This is a genomic window from uncultured Anaerofustis sp. (genome assembly GCF_938029165.1).
GTDB lineage: Bacteria > Bacillota > Clostridia > Eubacteriales > Anaerofustaceae > Anaerofustis.
The window spans coordinates 26191-47190 of sequence record NZ_CALHFB010000031.1; the positions used below are offsets into that span (position 1 = coordinate 26191).

The 21000-nt window shown below is 33.8% G+C and carries 18 protein-coding genes; 12 read left to right on the forward strand and 6 right to left on the reverse strand.

Annotated elements, in window-relative coordinates:
• Window positions 1-22: 22 nt before the first annotated feature.
• The 9 genes from Q0516_RS03990 (at window position 23) to Q0516_RS04030 (ending at window position 10417) form a co-directional block, all read left to right on the forward strand.
• The gene (locus Q0516_RS03990) at window positions 23-1009 is read left to right on the forward strand and encodes a thiamine pyrophosphate-dependent dehydrogenase E1 component subunit alpha (protein ID WP_257479820.1); all 987 of its coding nucleotides are present in this window, start codon (window positions 23-25) and stop codon (window positions 1007-1009) included.
• 15 nt (window positions 1010-1024) lie between these two features.
• On the forward strand, window positions 1025-1999 hold the full coding sequence (locus tag Q0516_RS03995; protein WP_294467778.1) for an alpha-ketoacid dehydrogenase subunit beta: 975 nt from the start codon (window positions 1025-1027) through the stop codon (window positions 1997-1999).
• Window positions 2000-2014: 15 nt separating this feature from the next.
• Entirely contained in the window at window positions 2015-3016 is a 1002-nt protein-coding gene (locus tag Q0516_RS04000) for a dihydrolipoamide acetyltransferase family protein (protein WP_294467782.1), read from the forward strand.
• 21 nt (window positions 3017-3037) lie between these two features.
• Entirely contained in the window at window positions 3038-5077 is a 2040-nt protein-coding gene (gene lpdA / locus Q0516_RS04005; protein WP_294467784.1) for a dihydrolipoyl dehydrogenase, read from the forward strand.
• A gap of 120 nt (window positions 5078-5197) precedes the next feature.
• A complete protein-coding gene (locus Q0516_RS04010; RefSeq protein WP_257479823.1) occupies window positions 5198-5632 on the forward strand; it encodes a LytTR family DNA-binding domain-containing protein in 435 nt (144 codons plus the stop codon).
• Between the two features lie 13 nt (window positions 5633-5645).
• Complete coding sequence (locus Q0516_RS04015; RefSeq protein ID WP_294467788.1) at window positions 5646-6068, forward strand: hypothetical protein; 423 nt, start codon at window positions 5646-5648, stop codon at window positions 6066-6068.
• Window positions 6069-6213: 145 nt separating this feature from the next.
• On the forward strand, window positions 6214-7134 hold the full coding sequence (locus Q0516_RS04020; RefSeq protein WP_294467791.1) for an ATP-binding cassette domain-containing protein: 921 nt from the start codon (window positions 6214-6216) through the stop codon (window positions 7132-7134).
• A complete protein-coding gene (locus Q0516_RS04025) occupies window positions 7127-7993 on the forward strand; it encodes an ABC transporter permease (protein WP_294467793.1) in 867 nt (288 codons plus the stop codon). Before Q0516_RS04020 ends, Q0516_RS04025 begins: the two co-directional genes overlap by 8 nt.
• A gap of 207 nt (window positions 7994-8200) precedes the next feature.
• Entirely contained in the window at window positions 8201-10417 is a 2217-nt protein-coding gene (locus tag Q0516_RS04030; RefSeq protein ID WP_257479827.1) for a leucine-rich repeat domain-containing protein, read from the forward strand.
• An 86-nt stretch (window positions 10418-10503) separates the two neighbouring features.
• Here the strand turns inward: Q0516_RS04030 and Q0516_RS04035 are convergent, their stop codons facing one another.
• Together Q0516_RS04035 and dinB are read right to left on the reverse strand one after the other, a co-directional pair.
• Complete coding sequence (locus Q0516_RS04035) at window positions 10504-10737, reverse strand: hypothetical protein (protein WP_257479828.1); 234 nt, start codon at window positions 10735-10737, stop codon at window positions 10504-10506.
• A 9-nt stretch (window positions 10738-10746) separates the two neighbouring features.
• Window positions 10747-11991: a DNA polymerase IV gene (gene dinB / locus Q0516_RS04040; protein WP_294467801.1), complete on the reverse strand. Its 1245-nt coding sequence runs from the start codon at window positions 11989-11991 to the stop codon at window positions 10747-10749.
• A gap of 121 nt (window positions 11992-12112) precedes the next feature.
• Here dinB and Q0516_RS04045 point away from each other — a divergent pair, with 121 nt between their 5' ends.
• Both Q0516_RS04045 and Q0516_RS04050 read left to right on the forward strand, forming a co-directional pair.
• Window positions 12113-12697 (forward strand): SOS response-associated peptidase, encoded by a 585-nt coding sequence (locus Q0516_RS04045; RefSeq protein WP_294467803.1) that lies wholly within the window; start codon window positions 12113-12115, stop codon window positions 12695-12697.
• A gap of 241 nt (window positions 12698-12938) precedes the next feature.
• Window positions 12939-15452, forward strand: a complete 2514-nt coding sequence (locus tag Q0516_RS04050) for an Ig-like domain-containing protein (protein WP_294467806.1) — start codon at window positions 12939-12941, stop codon at window positions 15450-15452.
• A 49-nt stretch (window positions 15453-15501) separates the two neighbouring features.
• On the opposite strand, the gene scpB is transcribed toward Q0516_RS04050, so the two are convergent.
• The 4 genes from scpB to lysA are packed head-to-tail and all read right to left on the reverse strand — an operon-like array spanning window position 15502 to window position 18766.
• Window positions 15502-16128 (reverse strand): SMC-Scp complex subunit ScpB, encoded by a 627-nt coding sequence (scpB, locus tag Q0516_RS04055; protein WP_257479831.1) that lies wholly within the window; start codon window positions 16126-16128, stop codon window positions 15502-15504.
• An 8-nt stretch (window positions 16129-16136) separates the two neighbouring features.
• The gene (locus tag Q0516_RS04060; RefSeq protein ID WP_294467813.1) at window positions 16137-16856 is read right to left on the reverse strand and encodes a segregation/condensation protein A; all 720 of its coding nucleotides are present in this window, start codon (window positions 16854-16856) and stop codon (window positions 16137-16139) included.
• A 9-nt stretch (window positions 16857-16865) separates the two neighbouring features.
• Entirely contained in the window at window positions 16866-17477 is a 612-nt protein-coding gene (locus tag Q0516_RS04065; RefSeq protein ID WP_257479833.1) for a site-2 protease family protein, read from the reverse strand.
• A 14-nt stretch (window positions 17478-17491) separates the two neighbouring features.
• Window positions 17492-18766: a diaminopimelate decarboxylase gene (gene lysA / locus Q0516_RS04070; RefSeq protein ID WP_294467816.1), complete on the reverse strand. Its 1275-nt coding sequence runs from the start codon at window positions 18764-18766 to the stop codon at window positions 17492-17494.
• A gap of 116 nt (window positions 18767-18882) precedes the next feature.
• Here lysA and rnr point away from each other — a divergent pair, with 116 nt between their 5' ends.
• A complete protein-coding gene (rnr, locus tag Q0516_RS04075; protein WP_294467820.1) occupies window positions 18883-20997 on the forward strand; it encodes a ribonuclease R in 2115 nt (704 codons plus the stop codon).
• Window positions 20998-21000 lie beyond the last annotated feature (3 nt).

Here is a 21000-nt window from a genome sequence, read left to right on the forward strand (position 1 = left end):
ATATTGTAGGAGGGTTCGATTAATGAATTCATTTGAAGAAAAAAAGAAAGACAAAGATTTTATGCTTAAAGTTCTAAGAACTATGCTGACATCAAGACATTTCGAATTGAAAGTAAACGAAATGTTCATGGCAGGATTGATTCACGGAACGACTCATTTAGGCGTTGGGGAAGAAGCCTGTCATGCAGGTATCAGTCTGGGATTAAATCCCGACGACTGGATCGTTCCTACTCACAGAGGTCATGGTCACTGCTTGGCTAAAGGTGCTACACCTTATAACATGTTTTGTGAACTTTTTGCAAATTATCAGGGCGGATGTAAAGGTCTTGGAGGTTCGATGCATTATATAGACCTTGAACACTGCAATTTAGGTTCTTCTGCTATCGTTGGTGCAGGTGTTCCTACTGCTGTAGGAGCTGCTTATGCAATGAAGAGAGAAGGTAAAAAGAACTGCGTAGCTACTTTCTTCGGAGATGGCGCTTCAAGCCAAGGTATGGTTTTGGAAGGCATGAACTTAGCCAGTGTATGGGAAGCTCCCGTACTATTATGCTGCGAAAACAATAGATATGGTATGTCTACACCTGCTAAATACACTGTTTCAATAGAAGATATTGCTGACAGAGGACCTGCATTCAGTATCAAATCAAAGATCGTTGACGGAATGGATGTACTTGCTGTACTTGAAGCCGTAATGGAAGCAGGCGAATACTGCAGGACAGAAGGAAAACCATATTTATTGGAATTCAAAACTTACAGATATTTGGGACATTCAAAATCTGACCAAAGAAAGTACAGAACAAAAGAAGAAGAAGAAGATATGAAGAAAAATCATGATGCTATAGATAAATTTAAAAATGATTTGATAGCTATGAACATGATTACTGAAGAAGAGTTCGATGAGTTAGATAAAAAAATAGAAAAAGAAATAGACGATGCGGCTGATAAGGCTAAGAAAGTTGACGAAATCATCTCTGTAAAAGAAGCGATGAGTTACGTTTACGCTGAGTAGGAGGAGAAGATAAAAATGGGAAAAATATCTTATTTACAAGCTATAAAAGACGCGATGAGCGAAGAAATGCGTAGAGATGACACTGTTATCTTTATGGGTGAAGATATAGGTTTATACGGAGGTTGTTTCGGTGTCAGCAGAGGAATGTTTGATGAATTCGGTCCTGAAAGAGTTAAGGATATGCCTATTTCAGAAACAGGATTTACATATGCGGCATTCGGTATGGCAATGTTCGGCATGAGACCTATCGTTGAAATCATGTTTGGGGACTTCGTATCGTTGGTAGTTGATCCTATAGTAAACGGTGCCGCTAAATACAGATTCATGACAGGCGGACTAGTTAAAGCTCCTATGGTACTAAGAACTCCTTTCGGCTCAGGTACAGGCGCTGCCGCTCAGCATTCACAGTGTTTGGAATCTTTATTCCTGAATACACCGGGTTTAAAAGTCGTTATGCCTGCGACTGCTTATGATGCAAAAGGTTTACTTAAATCAGCTATCAGAGATGACAATCCTGTATGCTTCTTTGAAAATAAACTTTTATACAGAACCAACGGTGAAGTTCCTGAAGAAGAATATACAATTGAACTCGGAAAAGCCGATGTGAAAAAAGAAGGAAGCGATATTACATTGATTGCTTGGTCAAGAACTTTATTATTCTGCGTGGAAGCTGCGGAAAAATTAGCGGAAGAAGGAATAAGCTGTGAAGTCGTAGACCTTAGAACTCTTAGACCTCTTGATACTAAAACGATTATAGATTCAGTATGCAAAACAGGTAAAGCTTTAGTAGTATATGAAGCTCCTAAGTTAGGCGGATTCGGGGGAGAAGTAGTTGCTACTATCAATGAAAGTAAAGCGTTTTATCATTTAGACGCTCCTGTTGAAAGACTTGGCGGTATGGAAATCCCTGTTCCATATAACCCTATAATAGAAAAACAAATCGTTCCTTCAGTAGAAGATATTGTAGCAAAAGTAAAAGAAATGATGTAAGGAGGATAAGTTAATATGAGTAAAATATTAGCAACTCCAGCTGCTAGAGTCGCTGCAAAGGAAAAAAATATTGACCTTAGTACTGTTAAGGGAACCGGAAAACTTGGAGCGATTGTTTTAAAAGATTTAGATAATGTGGCTGTTTTAGTAGAAAAAGATAGGGGTATTAAAGTTACGCCTGTTGCTAAGAATGCAATGAATTATTATGGTGTAAGTTTAGATGATGTAGCTCACGACGGAAACAAAGTTAAAAAAGAAAATGTTATAAGTACTGTAACAAGAATGTCTAAAGATGAAGTTTCGGCAGTTCCTATAACACCGGCTATGGAAGAAAAAGTTATTCCTTATAAGGGTATGAGAAAAGCCATTGGGGACAACATGATGACTTCTATTCAAGTTTCTCCTCAGGTATCTCACTTTGCGGATATCGATACTACAGAATTTATGGATATATTCGAAAAAACTAAAGTTATATTCAAAGAAAAATATAATAAGAAAATTACTGTTACTGATTTCTTAATCAAAGCGGTAAGTCTTACTTTACAAAAATGTCCTAAAGTCAATGCAAACTTTGACGGTAAAGAAATCCATAGAAGAGGTACCGTTAATATAGGATTGGCGGTTGCTCAGGATGAAGGATTGGTTGTACCTGTATTTAACGGTGTTGAAAACAAAAGTATTTTCGATATCTGTGATGAAAGAGCTGAAATCGTTCCTCAGGCTAGGGATAATAAACTAAGCGGAAAATATTATAAAGGTGCAACATTTACGATAAGTAATACCGGAAGAAGCGTAAATAACTTCTTTACGCCTATTATAAACCCGGGTGAAGTTGCAATACTCGGAGTTGGCAGAACAGCTGAAATGCCTGCGGTTGTAAACGGCGAAATTGTAATAAGAACATTCACCGGTTTCAGTATTACAATCGATCATAGAGTTTTAGACGGAATGGATGCAGTTAACTTCTTGAATACATTAAATGAAGTGATAAGCAATCCTATTAATATTTTATTATAATATAGGAGAATTGATTAGAATATGGGAAAATATATGTTAATGCCAAAACTTGATATGTCTATGGAAGAAGGACAAATTCTAAAATGGATGTGTAAAGTAGGCGATAAAACAAAAAGAGGCGATATTGTAGTTGAAGTCGAAACAGGAAAAGTTGCTCTTGAAGTAGATAATCCAACGGCTGACGGTACGATACTTGCATTATATGTAGACGAAGGAGATGACGTTAAGGTCAATACTCCTATTATGTACATAGGTGAAGAAGGCGAAATTCCTCCTACAAAAGAAGAAGCTTTGGGCGGCGGTGATAAATCAGAACCTAAAGAGGAAAAGAAAAAAGCTGCACCTAAAAAAGCAAAAGTTTCATTAGATGATTTTAAAGGAAAATTCATGTTAATGCCAAAACTAGACATGTCTATGGAAGAAGGACAAATTTTAAAATGGATGTGTAAAGTCGGCGATGAAACAAAAAGAGGCGATATAGTCGTTGAAGTGGAAACAGGCAAGGTAGCCCTTGAAGTAGACAATCCTACAGCTGATGGCACTATCCTGGCTTTATATGCAGAAGAAGGTGAAGATGTCAAAGTTAACGAACCTATTATATTTATAGGTGAAAAAGGTTCGACTCCTCCTACAAAAGAAGAAGCTATGATAATTACTCATCCCGAACTTGCTGATGAAGCAGAGGATAGTGCAGAAGATGAAGCTCCTTCAAATTCTCATGATTATGATTTGGCTGTAATAGGTGCAGGTCCGGGCGGATATGTCTGTGCGATAAGAGCCGCTCAGCTTGGTGCTAAAGTCGTTATTTTCGAAAAAGAACATATCGGTGGTGTCTGCTTAAATAAAGGATGTATTCCTACAAAAGCATTTGTTAAAAATGCGGAAGTTTTAAGAGAAGTTAAAAATGCAGCTGAAATGGGTATTGAAATAGACTCTTTTAAAACAGATTGGAAGAAAGTAATTGAAAGAAAGAACAGTGTAGTATCTAAACTTACAGGCGGTGTAAGCGGACTACTTAAGAGACAAAAAGTAGAAATAGTTATGAGTGAAGCAGTTATTACTGCAGAACATGAAATAACTGCGGACGGTAAGACTTATAATGTAGATAATATCGTAGTTGCATGTGGAAGTATGCCTGTTCAAATTCCAATAGAAAATGATAATACAGTTAAATTATATGATTCTGAAGGAATGCTAAATTTAGAAGAACTTCCTAAGAATTTAGTTATTATAGGCGGCGGTGTTATTGGTGTTGAAATGGCAGGTATCATGGCTGAATACGATGTTAACGTAACTATAGTTGAAATGCTTGACAGTATTTTGGCTATGGCTGATACTGATGTAATAAATGTAGTTGATAAAGAACTCAGAGGTCACGGTATAGAAATTATTACCGGTGTTGGTGCAAGCAAGCTGGTAGGCGGTAAAGTAGTTTTATCGGACGGCAGAGAGATTGAAGCGGATGCTGTTCTTATGTCTGTCGGAAGAAAACCTGTATCTGTTGAAAATAAGGTTAATTTAAAAGTAAGCGATAGAGGTTACTTGGAAATCAACGATAAATTACAAACAAATGTACCTAATATTTATGCTATCGGTGATGTTACAGGTAAGGTAATGCTTGCACATACAGCCAGCAGACAAGGTATTGTTGTTGCAGAAGACTTATACGGAGAAGGTGCAACAGTAGATTACAGCAGAATACCTTCTTGTGTATTCACTATTCCTGAAGTTGCTTGGATTGGCTTAAATGAAAAACAAGCCGAAGAACTTGGTATTCCTTATAAGTCAAGCAAAATGCCTTTCGCAGGCGTAGGTAAAGCTCTTGCAATGAATGATACTACAGGTTTCGTTAAAGTAATTACAGATGAAAGATTTGATGAAATTATTGGGGTTCATATCGTAGGGCTAAATGCATCGGATATAGTTGCACAGGGTGCAATAGCTATAGATTTGGAAGCAACCAGTGAAGAAATCGCAAATATTACTTTTGCACATCCAACCTTAAGTGAAGGTTTTATGGAAGCATGTGAAGGTATAAGCGGCAAAATGATTCACGGTTAATTAAATAAGTAGTAGTTTTTCACAAAAAAACTCGTAAGGATAAAACCTGCGGGTTTTTTTGTTGACTTTGTAATAATAATTCTTTACACTTAGAACGAAGTAAAATTACCGGGAGTTATTATGAAGTTACTTATTGAGCAGTCCCTTGATATAAAGGAGCCGGAGATTACAATAAAATGCGGGCTTATGGATGAAAGACTGAAAAAATTAATTGAACAGATAAAGTTATATTCCTTTTCTGTAATGGGGTTTAAAGACGGCAGCAGGTCTGCTGTTGCACTTGAAAATATTTATTACTTTGAGTCGGTGGATAATAAGACATTTTTATATACATTTGATGAGGTATACGAATGCGACAAAAAACTTTATGAATTGGAAGAAATTTTAAAGCAGACTTCATTTGTAAGGGTGAGTAAAAAATGTATTTTAAATTCTAATTGTATAAAGAAAGTAAGACCTCAGCTAAGCGGCAGAATAGAGGCGATTTTAGATAATGACGAACATGTGATAGTATCAAAACATTATACAAAAGATTTTAAAGAGAAGTTTATATAATAGGAGAAAAAGAATGAAAAAATTAATAACTATATGTTCTACGAGTTTTACCGTTGTAATTTTACTTACAACTTTGTTGGTAGATACTGACCTCTCTCCCGATATAAACAGATTTATTATACTTCAGTTATTTTTGATGTCACTTACCATTTCTGTTTTATTGACTTTACTTGACAAGCTGGAAGATAAAATGAGTAAATATTATGATATAAATTTAATAAGAGGTATATTAAGCAGAGTTATTATATGTTACCTTGTTGTTTTTTTCGAGGGTGTATACTTTAAGATGTTCGATTTTTCATTTTATTCACTTCTTTCAATAAGTCCTATAGTTATAATAGCATTTATAGTTACTTATATAGTTTCTTATATGATTTGCTACAAAGAAACTGAAGAAATAAATGAGGTCATAAAAAGAAAAAAGAACATTAAATAATCATATATAAAGAAAGACCGACAAAACTGTCGGTCTTTTTATTTTGATATTTTGTCATCTTATACCCTCTAAAAGTCATCTTATATTAAGCTGTATTGAAATAAAATATATTTTTGATATTCTTAAAGCTATGGAGGAAATGTAAATGACAGAAAAAATAATTGAAGTTAAAGGACTTAAAAAAAGTTTTAATGATATTGAAGCTATTAAAGGTATAGACTTTTTTGTTAAAAAAGGACAGCTATTTTCATTTCTCGGTCCCAATGGGGCGGGGAAGTCAACGACAATAAAAATTTTATGTACTCTTCTTGATAAAAACGAAGGAGAAGTTTTTATTGGCGGATTTAGATTAGGTAATGATGATAATGAAATAAGAAAAGATATAGGTGTAGTTTTTCAGGACAGTGTACTTGATGATTTGCTTACAGTCAAAGAAAATCTTATAACCAGAGGGAAGTTTTATGGGCTTACAAATGATAAGCTTAATGAAAAAGTAAATGAAGTAAGCAGTATATGCGAGCTTGGAGAATTTATTAATCGTCCATATGGGAAATTATCCGGAGGGCAGAGACGAAGAGCTGATATCGCAAGAGCACTTATAAACACACCTAAAATCTTATTCTTGGATGAGCCTACGACAGGTCTTGACCCAAAGACCAAAGACAGCGTATGGAATATGATTTTAAGGCTTAAAAAAGAAATAAATATGACTATATTCTTAACTACTCATTATATGGAAGAGGCGAGCTTAAGCGATTATATAACGATAATAGACCACGGTGAAATCGTTGTTCAGGGTACTCCTTATGACCTTAGAGATAAATATAGTAAGGATAAATTGAGGATAAAACCTAAGGATAAGGAGTCCCTTATAAATATATTAGACAGCAATATATTAGATTATAAAGAAGATAACGATGTTATTGTTATATTTTTAAACGATACATTGGAAGCTATTGATATACTGGGTAAAATAAAAGATGTCATCATAAGTTTTGAGGTGATTCATGGTTCGATGAATGATGTATTTTTAAATATAACGGGAGGTGAGCTTAATAATGATTAATATTGCAAAGAGGAATTTAAGGATATATTTTAGGCAGAAAAGTACAGTTTTCTTTTCACTTATGAGTGTATTTATAATAATTTTGTTATATGTTTTATTTCTTGGAAAAAATTTGACTTCTTCTTTGACCGCCAATGGGATTGACGGAGTGGAAAATTTGGTTAACAGCTGGGTAATGGCGGGTATAATATCCGTTGCTTCCATTACTACGACTATGGGGGCATTTAATGTAATGGTAGAGGACAGAGTAAAAAACTTGAGCAAAGATTTTTTTTCTTCTCCAATCAAAAAAGTATCTATTGTCGGAGGTTATGTTCTTAGCTCTTATATAGTCGGCTTAATAATGAGTGTTATAACTTTTATAGCTGCGGAATTTTTTATTTATTTTTCCGGGGGAGAAATTTTAAGTTTTACCAGTACACTAAAAGTTTTTGGGATAATACTAATATCTGTATTTATGTCAAGTTCTATGGTATTCTTTATCGTAAGTTTCTTCTATAGTCAAGGTGCTTTTTCCACTGCAAGTACTATAATCGGAACACTTATCGGTTTTGTTACCGGCATTTATTTTCCTATTTCGGTATTGTCAAATTCCATGCAGTGGGTGATAAAACTGTTTCCGCTATCTCACTCAGCATCTCTTCTAAGGCAAGTCATGATGACAGGACCGATAAGGATATCTTTTGAACATGCAGGCACATTAAGGATAAACGAGTTTAAAGAGTCTATGGGGATAATCCTTAAATTTGGTGATTTTACATTGACACCTGCTATTCATATTTTGATTTTACTGGCTGTGGGGATTTTATTTTTCATTTTAGCAGTGCTTAATATATCAAGAAAAAGTAAACAAGTATAATTTTTATTATTTATAAAAGACTAACTTATAGATATGATTTAGTCTTTTTTTATATAATAAATATGAAAGCAAAAACAAGCTGTGCCGGTAAAAAGAGTAAATAAAAATACTTAAATATTGATAAAACCATTAAAATGTGTTAATATTTCAGTGTATAGAAGAGGTTAAAATCTAATATATAAAGCATTAGATAGGAGATATTTAACGATGTGTAAAATTGATAAAGCTGAAGCTATGAACGTAAGCGAATATACCGTAGCCTCAGATGTAAAAGTAATAGAAGAGAGAGCTTTTAAAGGTTTTAAAAATCTTAAAAAAGTTGTGGTTTCCGAAGGTGTAACGGTAATAGGCAACAGAGCTTTTGACGGATGCAGTAATCTTGAAGAAGTTGTTTTGCCAAGCAGTCTTAAAATAATAGGTAATTATGCATTCAAAGAATGTTCTAATTTAAAGAAGATCAATTTTCCTGAAGGGCTTGAAAAGATAGGAAATATTGCATTCTATAATTGTAAATCCCTTGAAGACATAGTAATTCCAAAGAGCATGGATAGTATCGGATATTATGTATTCTACGGATGTTCCGGACTTAGAAGTGTAAAAATCCCTGACAGTGTTAAGGATATCGATTTATTTGCATTCTACAAATGTGCTTCACTCAAAGACCTTAAACTTCCTGACAGCATAGAAAGTATAGGTGCTTATTCTTTCTCTAACTGTACGGGACTTTGTACTTTGACTCTTCCTAAGAGTCTTACAAATATAGGTATTTGTGCCTTTGACGGATGCAGTCATTTGGAAGAAATCATAATCCCCGAAAGCCTTACAAACATAAGCGATTATGCTTTTGACGGAGCTATAGGGCTTAAGAGACTTAATATTCCTAAGACCATTGAAAATATCGGAGCTTATGTATTTGCAAATTGTTCCAGCCTGGAATGTATCAATGTAGATAAAGACAATAAATTCTACTCAAGTGAAAACGGAGTATTATACGATAAAGATCAGACTACACTTCTTTGCTGCCCGGGCGGTAAAGATGAAGTAAATATCCTTGATAGTGTAACTGCAATAGGCGACAGAGCTTTCCTAGGATGCGGCAACCTTGAAAATGTTGAACTTTCCAATAATATCAAGAGTATCGGTAATTCTGCTTTTGACGGATGTAAATCTCTGGAAGAAATCAAAATCCCTAACAGTGTCGTAAGTATCGGTGCTGGAGCATTCGACGGATGCAGACACCTTACGGATATCGTAATCCCTAACAGTGTTGAAACGATTAAGCGAAGCGTATTCAATGGCTGCTGGAGACTTGAATCTATCACAGTACCTTTTGTAGGAAGCAGTGAAGATGATAATACTTACTTGGGATATTTCTTCGGTGCAAGTTCATATTACGAAAATGGTTCGATTGTACCTGCTTCATTAAAGGAAGTTACAGTTACTAAATCAAGTATAGACGATTATGCTTTCTTCCTATGTGCCGATTTAAAGAAAATCAATATAGGAGATGAAGTTGAAAGTATCGGAAGACTTGCTTTCCACAGATGTACTTCACTTAAAGAAATTTATATTCCAAAAAATGTAGTAAATATTGATATTGAAGTATTTTCCGGATGTAAAAATTTAGAAAAGATATTAGTTGATGAAGAAAATGAATACTATTCAAGTGAAGGAAGTATTTTATACGATAAAGAAAAGACTATTGTAGTTTGCTGTTCTGCGGGAAAAGGTTCTGTAATTGTTCCCGAAGGTGTTAAGAAGATTGAAAAGAGAGCGTTCAGTTACTGTGATAAAATCACAAATATTGCTCTTCCAAACACAGTTAAAGAAATCGGAGAAGAAGCATTCTTCGGATGTAAAAACTTATCTCAATTGGTAGTTCCTAATAACGTTACTACTATAAGAGATTATACTTTTGCAGGATTTTCAGGACTTAAGAGTATCACTATCCCAAACAGTGTATCGAGTATAGGTAACTATGCATTTGACGGCTGTTCAAAACTTGAATATATCACTCTTCCAAATAGTGTTGATATCATCGGTACGGGAGCATTTAATGATTGTTCCAATTTAAAAGACTTCATTATCCCTGAAAGTGTTAAAACTATAGCCGGATTTGCTTTTTATGACTGCGTAAGTCTTAAGACGATAAATATTCCTGAAAGTGTTGAAGAAATTGGCGAAAGAGCATTTGACGGCTGCAGCGGGCTTACTTCTGCTACTATAGGAAAATCAGTAAAACATTTAGGCAGATACATCTTTAATTACTGTCAAAATTTGAATAGTGTAACTATTTTAGGTGATGATACTGAAATAGGCGAAAATGCTTTTAAAGGCTGTGATAACCTATATTTATTCGTAAATAAAGATTCTAAAGCAGAAAAATATGCAGCTGAAAATGAAATAATTTGTATAGCCGAGTAGTGATAAAGCAAAAGACCATTCATAAAGGATGGTCTTTTTTTTGTTTGTTTTGATTATATTTATAAGTCATATTTGACCTTTTATAATTATTTTCCTTCAACAAACCACTTTGGTTCTTCATAAAACAAATACTTTATTTTTTCTAAAATCCTTACCGTATATCTAATTCCCTGACCTCCTACTTTTAAGCTTGCGGCTTTTCTTATGTCAAGTATTTCTTCTATTTCAAATTCTCTTGTGTCATCCCATATTATATGGGTCGGTGTTATCGAACCGTCTTCATGAAATATTGCTTTTACTTCTACGAATATTTTCTTCATAATGACCTCCTAAGGATGAAAAAAACTCTTTGGATAAATCGTATGTTCTTCTTTTGCATTAAGCTGTGACAGTTCTTTATCCGTAAGCATGAGTCCCCTTTTAATAATATGAAATCCAAATCTTCCTCTTATATTATCTATACACCTTTCAAGTTCTTCTTCTTTTTCAAGCTGTTGTATTTCGGGGATTAGGGAAAGCTGTTTTTTATCGTTACTTACTAAGTTACAACCCCTTACTCCCAGTGAACGTATCGGTGTATCATCTATCCTTCTTGTCTTATATATTTCATATGCTTTTTCGAATATACCTTCGCTGCTGCATGAGGGGATTATCAAGGGGGCTTGCCTTTGATAAGAAAGCAGGTTTTTATCCCTTATGGTAAGCTGTACTGTTCTGCATGAATGTCCGTAGTCACGCAGTCTTGAAGCGACGCTTTCACACAGCAGGTAAAGAGTTATTTTTACATCTTCATCTGTTACCAAATCTTTTGGGGCGGTTGTACTGTTTCCTATGGTTTTCATAGGCGGACTGCTGTTATAATCTGATACTTCCGAGTTATCATATCCGTTTACCCAGCTGTATAATATAAGCCCGTTTTTACCAAGTAAGCTTTTAAGAAAGGAAGGTTTTGAATTTGCTACTTCTCCGAGAGTATATATCCCAGATTTGTTTAGTTTACTTTTTGTTGCTCTTCCAATATATATAAGTTCCTGTACCGGTAGTTTCCAAACGATGTTTTTAAAGTTTTCTCTTGTTATGATCGTTGTTGCGTCAGGCTTTTTCATATCAGAACCTAATTTTGCAAATACTTTGTTGAAGCTTACTCCAACGGAGGCTGTTATACCCAGTTCATATGTTATCCTTTTTCTTATTTCATCTGCTATTTTTTTGCCGCTTCCGAATAGCTTCGTACTGCTTGTTACATCAAGCCAGCATTCGTCAAGTCCGAAGCTTTCTATCTTATCAGTATAGTCTGCATATATTTCCTTGACCAGCGTTGAGTATTTTAAATAAATATCGTAATGAGGACTTACACATATGAGCCCGGGGCATTTTTGTTTTGCTTGCCATATTGCTTCTCCCGTTTGAACTCCGTATTTTTTTGCAATATAATTTTTAGCTAAAATGATACCGTGACGAAGTTCGGGGTTCCCCGATACCGCTACGGGCTTATTCCTGAGTGTTGGATTATAAAAACATTCTACCGAAGCATAAAAATTATTTAAATCACAGTGTAAAATTACTCTATCCATATAAACCACCTATTAGAACAGATGTTCTAATACTATTATATATATTAAAACTTTATTAATCTACAAGTAAATATTTCCAATTTATTGAGGTATAATATAATTATGTTAAGGAGGATAGAATATGTGCGGAAGATATACTTTTTATACTGATGAAGAGAATAGGGAAGCGATAAGGATTGCGCTTGAAATAGAGAAAAGATATGGTAAAGACAGTTTTAATAAAGGTGAGATCTTTCCCGGGAATAAAGTTCCCATATTAACTGATGAAAAAAACAAAATAGCACCGAAGTTATTTACTTGGGGGTTTCCAAATTTCAAAAATAAAGGACTTATCATAAATGCCAGAAGTGAGACTGCAGGGGGAAAGAGAATGTTTTCTTCCTCACTGAAACAAAGAAGATGTGTAATCCCTTCAACCGGATTTTTTGAGTGGAAGAAAGCAGAGGGAAAGAAGAACAAAGAAAAATATCTGTTCAATATACCGGGCAGTAATATGGTTTATATGGCGGGTATTTATAATGAATTTGAAGGGGAAGAAAAATATGTCATTCTGACTACCGGTGCAAATGCTTCAATGAAAAATATTCATCACAGGATGCCTGTGATACTCGGAGAAAATTCTATCGAAAACTGGATTTACGATGATAAATTCGTGGATATTTTGTTTAACAGTGAAATGACGACTTTGGAAAAGAAGTTGGTTTAAAAAGATATAAGTTAAATACTTATGTCTTTTTTATTTTATTAAATTAAATAAATAATGTATTTGTTAAAAATTTTGTTACTTTATATATATATTTTGTAACCTAAGTCAAATTTTATCTGAATTTAGATATGATTTCATGTAAAAGAAAAAATTTATTCTAAAAAGGAGATAAAATTAAATGGGTAAAAAAATTATTTCTTTATTTTTATCACTAATGATTTGTTTATCTTTATTTCCGGCGATGTCATTTGCATCAGTAGGAACAGCCAATGATGTAGGTGCTCAAGAGGAAGAAATCATTAAAGATGATGCTGAAAATAAAGAAGAAGTTGTTCAAGATGAAACTCTTGATAAAAGTGATTCTAAAAAGGAAGATGCAGAAACTATTAATAAAGACGAGCCTTCTAAAGAAAAAAAATCTGTAAATAAAAGTGAAGATAAGTCTATAAAAAAATCTGTAAAATCAAAAAAGGAACCTTTGGGTTCATATGTTTATGAAGTAAATTATGAACAAACAAAGATTAATTATAGGGATGTAACCGTAGATATTCCTAATTTAGCAAATCTAAAAAAATTAAATGATGTCGATACCATAAAAGTAAATGCAAAAATGTATTATGGAAAAACTGTAATGCAATCAGCAAGTAAAACAGTAAAATTATCGGATATAGCCGATACAAGTTTTAAAATTAAATTACCATCTTACGGTAAATTCAAGATATCTGCCAGTTTTTATAAAAACGGCAAAAATGTACTAGATGTTGATACAAAAACCGTAGGAGTGGTTGCAGAAAAGTACAATATAGTTCCAATGAATGCATCAACTCCTGTACTGATGTATAGTTTGAAGTTTTGGGATATAAGTCAAAATAGTGATGGTTCTCCTATTCCTTCAATAGTTACTCTATCAAGATATAATCAGTATGATTGGAATAAGTTGCCTGAAAATCTATATGCAAATCCGCTTTTAACAAAAAAAGAGAATGCAAGCAGTGGGGTATCTTGGTTAAAAGTTAAGCTTGCGAGAATGAAGTATTATGTAAAAGAACTTTATGAATTAAATCCGGATTCAAAATTCGTATTTTATGTAAATGATTATAATTTACGACAATCTTTACCTCAAGTAGCTTATGAAAACAAACTTCCGCAGGATAGTTATGCAGTAAGGATTCTTACTGACGGAAGCGCTTCATATAACATTTTTCAAAATGCTTATGGAAATGAATCAAATGCACAGGCAAAACACGATAAACTCGTAGCATCTTACAAAAAATTCAGAGATAAAGTTTATAGTAAAGGTGCTCAAGATTATACAAAATTAGAATATGGAAACATAAGAAATTATACGTATGCTATTTTAGATGTTGAAAAAGACGCTGAATGGTGGGTTGTCAGAAAAAGTACTGATACATTTGGTATTAAAGACAGTAGTTTTCAATCAAAAGTACTATCTGATAGCAGGGTAACTTCAAATTATATAAATAACCTTCTTGCAAACGTACAGTCAAAAGGAAAAGAAGATGAGTTTAAAAAATTATATAAGTTTGATGATTCTGCTTTTAAAGCGACTAGGAAAAAAGGTAAAAAAATTATGATGATTTTGGGAACTGCTAAAAGTGTGGAAGGCTCCCCTAGTGATGCTAAAGATGTAATATTAAAAGAAAAACAGCCTGTATCTGATTATGCAAGATTTGTAATGGCATATTATGGGGATAAATATGAATATTACTATAAAGGACATCCCGGCTATATAACAGAATCTTATCCAACAAGAGTAAAAGAGATGAATTCTTTAGGTATGCAAATATTAGATTCTTCTATTGCTGCAGAATTATTTGCATTTTATAATCCTGATATTCATATGTCCGGGTATACATCATCGACTTTCCAAAATGTGGGTTCGAAAGAAGCTGATTGTGGATTGTTTAATATAACTAAAGACTCTGCTCATGTTGCTACCGGTGTGAAAGATTATGCTGATACAATGGATTTCTTTATGTCTAATTTGACAACGACACCAAATGCAGCAGATGAAAAATTAAAAGAAATTATTAATAAAAGTTATAAGGGACATAGACTTTTCTTAGTAGAATTCCAAAATAACAGTAAATATGATATTGCCTTATGGGATTCCACAACATCTATTATTACATTTTATAAGAAAAAAGATGATGGATCGTATTCTTTTGTGAGTAGAAGAGATGCTTTAAGAACACAAAAAATAACAACAACAAATTCTAAATATGCTGTTTCATATGGAAAAACATACCAGTTTTCTTCTAAGGTAAAAAGCAATGGAACCGGTATTATTACTTATAAATCAAGTAATCCTAAGATTTTGGCTGTAAATGCTTCAACGGGAAAAATTGCTATAAAAGGTACAGGTAAAGTTACATTATCAATTTATGCTTCAGCAACAGGCATACATAAAGCTACTTCAAAAAAAGTAACTTTTTATGCTGTTCCTAAGAAGCAAACTATTTCCTCTAGGAAATCTTTGAAAAAGGGGACGGCTACTATCAAGTGTAAAGGTGATAAAAGGGCTTCCGGATATCAAGTTTTAATGGCTAGAAATAAGAAGTTTACGAAAGGGAAAAAAGCTGTATTATCAAAATCTTATAAGAAGACCAGCATGACGGTTAAAAAATTATCTAGAAGAAAAACTTATTATGTCAAAGTAAGATCATATAAAACTATCTCAGGTAAGAGGTATTATGGTTCATGGAGTAAAGTAAAAACCGTTAAAATAAAATAAATAAAAAGACCATTATATAATGGTCTTTTTTTATCATTTTCATTTATTTCTATTCATTTATTTTTTCGGTGAACATAAGCTGTTCGCTTGCTTCTTCCATTTTTTCATCCAAATGTTCTTCAAGGTCGTTTACGAAGTTTTCAAATTCCGGAAGTTCATGAAGTTTTTCTATTCCCGCCAGTCTTAAAAATTCTTTGGTGGTTTTAAAACTCATGGGTTTACCGATAACATCTTCCATTCTTCCTGCCTGTTCCACAAGTCCTCTGTCCATAAGCAGATCCAGTGAACTGCTTGATTTTACCCCTCTGATGAGTTCTATATCAAGTCTTGTGACGGGCTGTTTGTATGCGACTATGGCGAGTGTTTCAAGGGCTGCCTGAGATAATGTAGTAGTATTGTAATTTGTAAGTACTTTTTTTACATAATCAAAATATTCGCTTCTTGTTGCGAGCTGATATGTATCATCTGTCCTTACTATCTTAATTCCTCTCATATTAAAGTCATATTCGCTTTGAAGTTTTTTAAGTAAGGTCTCAGCATAGTTTTCACTTATATCCAGTGCTTCTTTTATAGTTTTTATATTTACTCTGTCTCCTACGGCGAATAGAATACTTTCGATTATATTCATGAGTTCCTGTTCGTCTTTATTTATAAAATCACTCTTTATATCGCTCATTTGTACTCCTATATTCTTTCAAGTAATATATCGTCATATGCTTCATTTTGAATTAATTTGACCATATTCATTTTAAGCAGTTCAAGGGTAGCAAGAAATGTTGCTATAACGTATCCTTTTTTTGCTTCTCCTTTAAACAAAGAGAAGAAGCTTATCTTTGTTTCCTTCTCCAGTACCTTTGTTATTGTAAGGATAGAGTCGTCTACTGAAAATGTATCCGTTTCGATAGTTTGGTTTTCACTGAATTCATTTACTCTCATTTTATGCTTTATTAAAATACTTCGAAGTGCTTTTGATAAAAGACTGACATCTATATCTTCGACGATATATTCTTCTTTTATTTCGCTGTAGTACTCAGGGTCTTTTGTAATCGTACTGTTGTATATCTTTTCGCTTTCTTTTAGTTCTTTTGTAAGTTCTTTAAAAGCTTTGTATTCGATAAGTCTTGCTACAAGGTCTTCTCTTGGGTCTATTTCTTCTTCGTTTTCATCGACTTCCACGGGAAGGAGCATTTTCGATTTTATTTCCAAAAGCGTAGATGCCATGACTACAAATTCACTTGCTACTTCCATATCCAAATCGTTAAAGCTATAAATGTAATCCAGATACTGCTTAGTGATTTCTACGATAGGTATATCGTATATATCTATTTCATTCTTACTAATTAAATGGAGCAGTAAATCGAGGGGACCCTCGAAACTGCTCAGGTGTAAAATATTATTCTTCATTTTTATCCCTTATGGTAATAATACATTTAAAAACGGAGACATTATAGGGCTTAGTATATATCCTATTATTCCCGTTATAAGCAGTATGATAAGTAATAAGTAAAGATAGTGTTCATATTGATAAAACTTCATTTCAAGTCTGTCCGGAAGAAGGCTTGCCAAAATCTTCGAACCGTCAAGAGGCGGTACCGGTATAAGATTGAATGCCATAAGTGAAATATTGATTATAACTCCGTAGTAGAAAATATAAGTGAGCACTTCATTGTTTATAGGGATTATCACAAACTTTAATAGAACAGAAAATATCACTGCAAGTATCAAGTTTGAAAGAGGTCCGGCAAGGCTTATGAGAAGCGTTCCCGATTTCCTGTTTTTTAAATTCATCGGATTGAACGGAACGGGTCTTGCCCATCCGAAACCGAAAAATAACAATGAAACAAATCCTATAGGATCCAAATGCTTAGTCGGGTCCAGTGTCATCCTGCCTGAGACTCTTGCTGTCGGGTCTCCCAATTTATCCGCGGCGAATGCATGCGCAAATTCATGAACGCTGAGTGCCAGAATTATAGGCACCAGCATATATAACATCTGAATTATTCTTTCAGTACTAAATAAACTCATTTTTTCTCCTTAAATTAATCTTCCAGCCAGCTCGGAACGACATCGTTTTGAATAAGATTTTCATATGTGTCTTTTTTGACCATCAATTCCGCTTTGTCGTCTTTAAGTAACACTACAGGAGGTGACTGAAGTCTGTTGTAGTGGCTTGCCATAGAATAGTTATATGCTCCTGTGTTAAGTACCGCAAGTATATCTCCCGGTGCTGCTTGAGGAAGAAGTATATCTTTTATTAACATATCCGTTTCGCAGCATTTTCCGCTGACGGTATAAAGTTCGTTTGCTTCTTTGTTGTATTTATTTGCTATGACAGCGTGGTAAATAGCTCCGTAAAGTGCGGGTCTCGGATTGTCCGCCATACCTCCGTCCACGCTTATGTATTTCCTTAAATAAGGTATTTCTTTTATTGTTCCTATCGAGTATAGAGTTATACCTGCGGGACCGATAATATACCTTCCCGGTTCAACGATGATTTTAGGAATTTTGATACCAAGTACATCGCATTGCTTTCTTATAATCTTACTTATTGTATGTACGTATTCTTCAACGTCGAAAACAGGGTCGTCGTGAAGATAATTTATACCAAATCCTCCGCCTAAATTAAGTGCTTCGATTTCAACGCCCATTTCTTTAATGTTATATACTATTTCGAGCATTGTCGTTGCAGCTATTTCGAATGGTTTCGGAGAAGATATATCAGAACCGATATGACAGTGCACACCTGTTAGGTTTAGATATTCTTCGTCGATTATCATTCTTGCGGCTCTTACCGCCATGTTTACGGGGATACCGAATTTAGAGTCGATTCTTCCGGTTTGAATGTATTCATGGGTATGAGCTTCAACTCCGGGAGAAACTCTAAAATGTACATTTTGAACTGTTTTAAGTTCTTTTGCTATTCTTCCTACCAAACCTATTTCGTAGAAACTGTCTATAGTTATTACGCCTACTCCTGCTTCTATGGCTTCTCTTATTTCCTGTGCGGATTTATTGCTGCCGTGGAAACAAATTTTCTTTGGGTTCAAGCCTGCCTTCAGTGCGGTATAGATTTCTCCGCCGGAAACCGTATCCAATGAAATCCCCTGCTGTTTAATTATTTTTACCATTGCTATATTCGTAAATGCTTTTCCCGCATAGTTAATATCATAATCTAAACCATATTCTTCAAAACTCTTCTTTATCAAGTCGATAGCTTCAATTATTTTGTTTTCGCTTATAACGTAAAGTGGGGTTCCGAATTTTTTTGCAAGTGCCACTGTATCATGTCCTGCAAAAATAAAATGTTCATTCATATTTTTTCTCCTGATTTAAAATTTTTTATTTAGCTTAATTAAACATTATATCAGATAATTACATCTTTTTAAATAAATTATATTAATTTTTAGCTAAATAGTATATAATAATTTGTATGAAAAATGATAAATTATTATATTTAAGTGAACAAATAATTTCCGTTATGGAAAATGATGAATATAAGCCTATGAAATTCAATGATTTTGCTTATATTTTCGATATGCATTCCAAAAATCAAAAGAACCTTTTATCAAATTCTTTGAATTATTTGATAAAAGAAAAAAAGATAAAATATGTAAATAACAGATATTCCCCCACCGGCTCAAATATTTACGAAGGTGTATTTGAAAAGGGCAAGGGTTTGTTTGGTTTTGTAAATGTCGAAGGACTCGACGAAGACATATTTGTCGTTGGAAGCGAGTCTATGGAAGCTTTTTCCGGAGATAAAGTAAAAGTAGAAGTCATAAAAGAAAAAGAAGGAGACAGAAAAAGAGAAGGCAGGATAGTCGAAATCACAGAAAAAGTAAAGAGACAGACTGTCGGGACTTTTTATAAAGAAAAAACTTTCGGTTTTGTCGTAAGTGATAATCCGAACTTTACAAACGATATTTATATACCAAAAGCGGGAATAAAATATGCAAAGAATAAAGACAAAGTCGTAGTGGAAATAACGGATTTTCCTAAAGACAAAAAGAACTGGGTAGGTAAAATTACCAAGGTACTTGGTCGAAAGGATGATGAGGGAGTTGATATCGAAGCTCTTATTTACGAATACGACGTACCTTATGAATTTTCACACCTTGCATTAAAAGAAGCAGACGAGCTTGAATTTGACAGCTTTGATAAGTTTAAAGGAAAAAGAAAAGATTTAACGAAGGAAAATATATTTACTATTGACGGTGCCACCGCAAAGGACCTCGATGATGCGGTAAGTATAGTAAAAAAAGAAAACGAATATGTGTTAAGCGTTCATATAGCAGACGTAAGCAATTATGTAAAGAGAAACAGCGAGATAGATAAAGAAGCCTACGACAGAGGGACAAGTATATATTTTGCCGACAGGGTAATCCCCATGCTTCCAAAGGCACTTTGCGAAAATCTATGTTCCTTAAATCCAAACGAAGAAAAGAAAGCTTTCAGTGTGGATATGAGAATAAATAAAGAGGGAAAGCTTCTTGATTATAATTTCTATAAGTCAATCATTAAATCAAAGGCTAAATTTGTTTATGATGAAGTAAATGAACTTTTTGAAGGAAGTAAAGATTTAAGAGAAGAATATTACACATACGAAGAAGATTTGAATATCATGAAAGAGCTTTATGAGCTTTTGAGGAATAGAAGATATGCAGAGGGCAATCTTGATTTTGATGTGGATGAAAATTTTATAACCGTTGAAAAGGGAGTGGTTACCGATATTTCTCTCAGAGAAAGAGGGATAGCGGAAAGGATAATAGAGCAGTTTATGCTTGTTGCCAATACTTCCGCATGCGAATTCTTTTCTTCCATGGGGCTTAACGGGATATATAGAGTTCATGAAGAACCTGACAAAGAAAAACTCAGCGGGTTTGTTAAATTTGCAAATGCTTTAGGTTACAGGCTTAGACTTCATGACGGACACTACAGTAAAGAACTTCAGGAGTTCCTTAAATCCATAAAAGGAGATAAGAATGAACAGCTATTCAAGACCGTACTTTTAAGGTGTATGAAAAAAGCTGTCTATACTACGGAAAATAAAGGGCATTTTGCTCTCGCAATAGAAAATTATACTCACTTTACTTCTCCCATAAGAAGATATCCTGATTTAATGGTTCATAGGATTTTATCCAATATACTTCTCGGGAACATAGATTTAAATAATCTTGAGAAAGAAAGAGAAAAAATGGAGAAGAAAGCTAATCATTTGTCCAAAATGGAAAGAAGAAGTGAGGAAATGGAAAGAGAATCCGATAAAATATTTATTTGTCGGTACATGGAAAACTTTATCGATGAAGAATACGAAGGAAGAGTTTCCGGATTTAGTTCAAAAGGGATGTATGTTAAATTAGATAACAATATCGAGGGTGTGATATATTTCACGAATTTGAATGATGACTATTACATCTATGATGAAGAGCATTATTCTTTGGTCGGAAGAGACTTCGGCAGAAGATTTACCATGGGAGATAAAATAAATATAAAAGTAATTAGCGTTTCCAAATTGAAAAGAGAAGTAGAATTTTGTATAATATAATAT

Excerpts from the sequence above, each read along its gene's own strand:
- Q0516_RS04060 (WP_294467813.1), bottom strand. The coding sequence starts at position 16,856 with ATGAAGAATAATATTTTACACCTGAGCAGTTTCGAGGGTCCCCTCGAT.
- Q0516_RS04000 (WP_294467782.1), top strand. The coding sequence starts at position 2,015 with ATGAGTAAAATATTAGCAACTCCAGCTGCTAGAGTCGCTGCAAAGGAA.
- Q0516_RS04010 (WP_257479823.1), top strand. The coding sequence starts at position 5,198 with ATGAAGTTACTTATTGAGCAGTCCCTTGATATAAAGGAGCCGGAGATT.
- Q0516_RS04015 (WP_294467788.1), top strand. The coding sequence starts at position 5,646 with ATGAAAAAATTAATAACTATATGTTCTACGAGTTTTACCGTTGTAATT.
- Q0516_RS04065 (WP_257479833.1), bottom strand. The coding sequence starts at position 17,477 with ATGAGTTTATTTAGTACTGAAAGAATAATTCAGATGTTATATATGCTG.
- lysA (WP_294467816.1), bottom strand. The coding sequence starts at position 18,766 with ATGAATGAACATTTTATTTTTGCAGGACATGATACAGTGGCACTTGCA.
- lpdA (WP_294467784.1), top strand. The coding sequence starts at position 3,038 with ATGGGAAAATATATGTTAATGCCAAAACTTGATATGTCTATGGAAGAA.
- scpB (WP_257479831.1), bottom strand. The coding sequence starts at position 16,128 with ATGAGCGATATAAAGAGTGATTTTATAAATAAAGACGAACAGGAACTC.
- Q0516_RS04035 (WP_257479828.1), bottom strand. The coding sequence starts at position 10,737 with ATGAAGAAAATATTCGTAGAAGTAAAAGCAATATTTCATGAAGACGGT.
- dinB (WP_294467801.1), bottom strand. The coding sequence starts at position 11,991 with ATGGATAGAGTAATTTTACACTGTGATTTAAATAATTTTTATGCTTCG.
- Q0516_RS04050 (WP_294467806.1), top strand. The coding sequence starts at position 12,939 with ATGTCATTTGCATCAGTAGGAACAGCCAATGATGTAGGTGCTCAAGAG.
- Q0516_RS03990 (WP_257479820.1), top strand. The coding sequence starts at position 23 with ATGAATTCATTTGAAGAAAAAAAGAAAGACAAAGATTTTATGCTTAAA.
- rnr (WP_294467820.1), top strand. The coding sequence starts at position 18,883 with ATGAAAAATGATAAATTATTATATTTAAGTGAACAAATAATTTCCGTT.
- Q0516_RS04025 (WP_294467793.1), top strand. The coding sequence starts at position 7,127 with ATGATTAATATTGCAAAGAGGAATTTAAGGATATATTTTAGGCAGAAA.
- Q0516_RS04030 (WP_257479827.1), top strand. The coding sequence starts at position 8,201 with ATGTGTAAAATTGATAAAGCTGAAGCTATGAACGTAAGCGAATATACC.
- Q0516_RS04045 (WP_294467803.1), top strand. The coding sequence starts at position 12,113 with ATGTGCGGAAGATATACTTTTTATACTGATGAAGAGAATAGGGAAGCG.
- Q0516_RS03995 (WP_294467778.1), top strand. The coding sequence starts at position 1,025 with ATGGGAAAAATATCTTATTTACAAGCTATAAAAGACGCGATGAGCGAA.
- Q0516_RS04020 (WP_294467791.1), top strand. The coding sequence starts at position 6,214 with ATGACAGAAAAAATAATTGAAGTTAAAGGACTTAAAAAAAGTTTTAAT.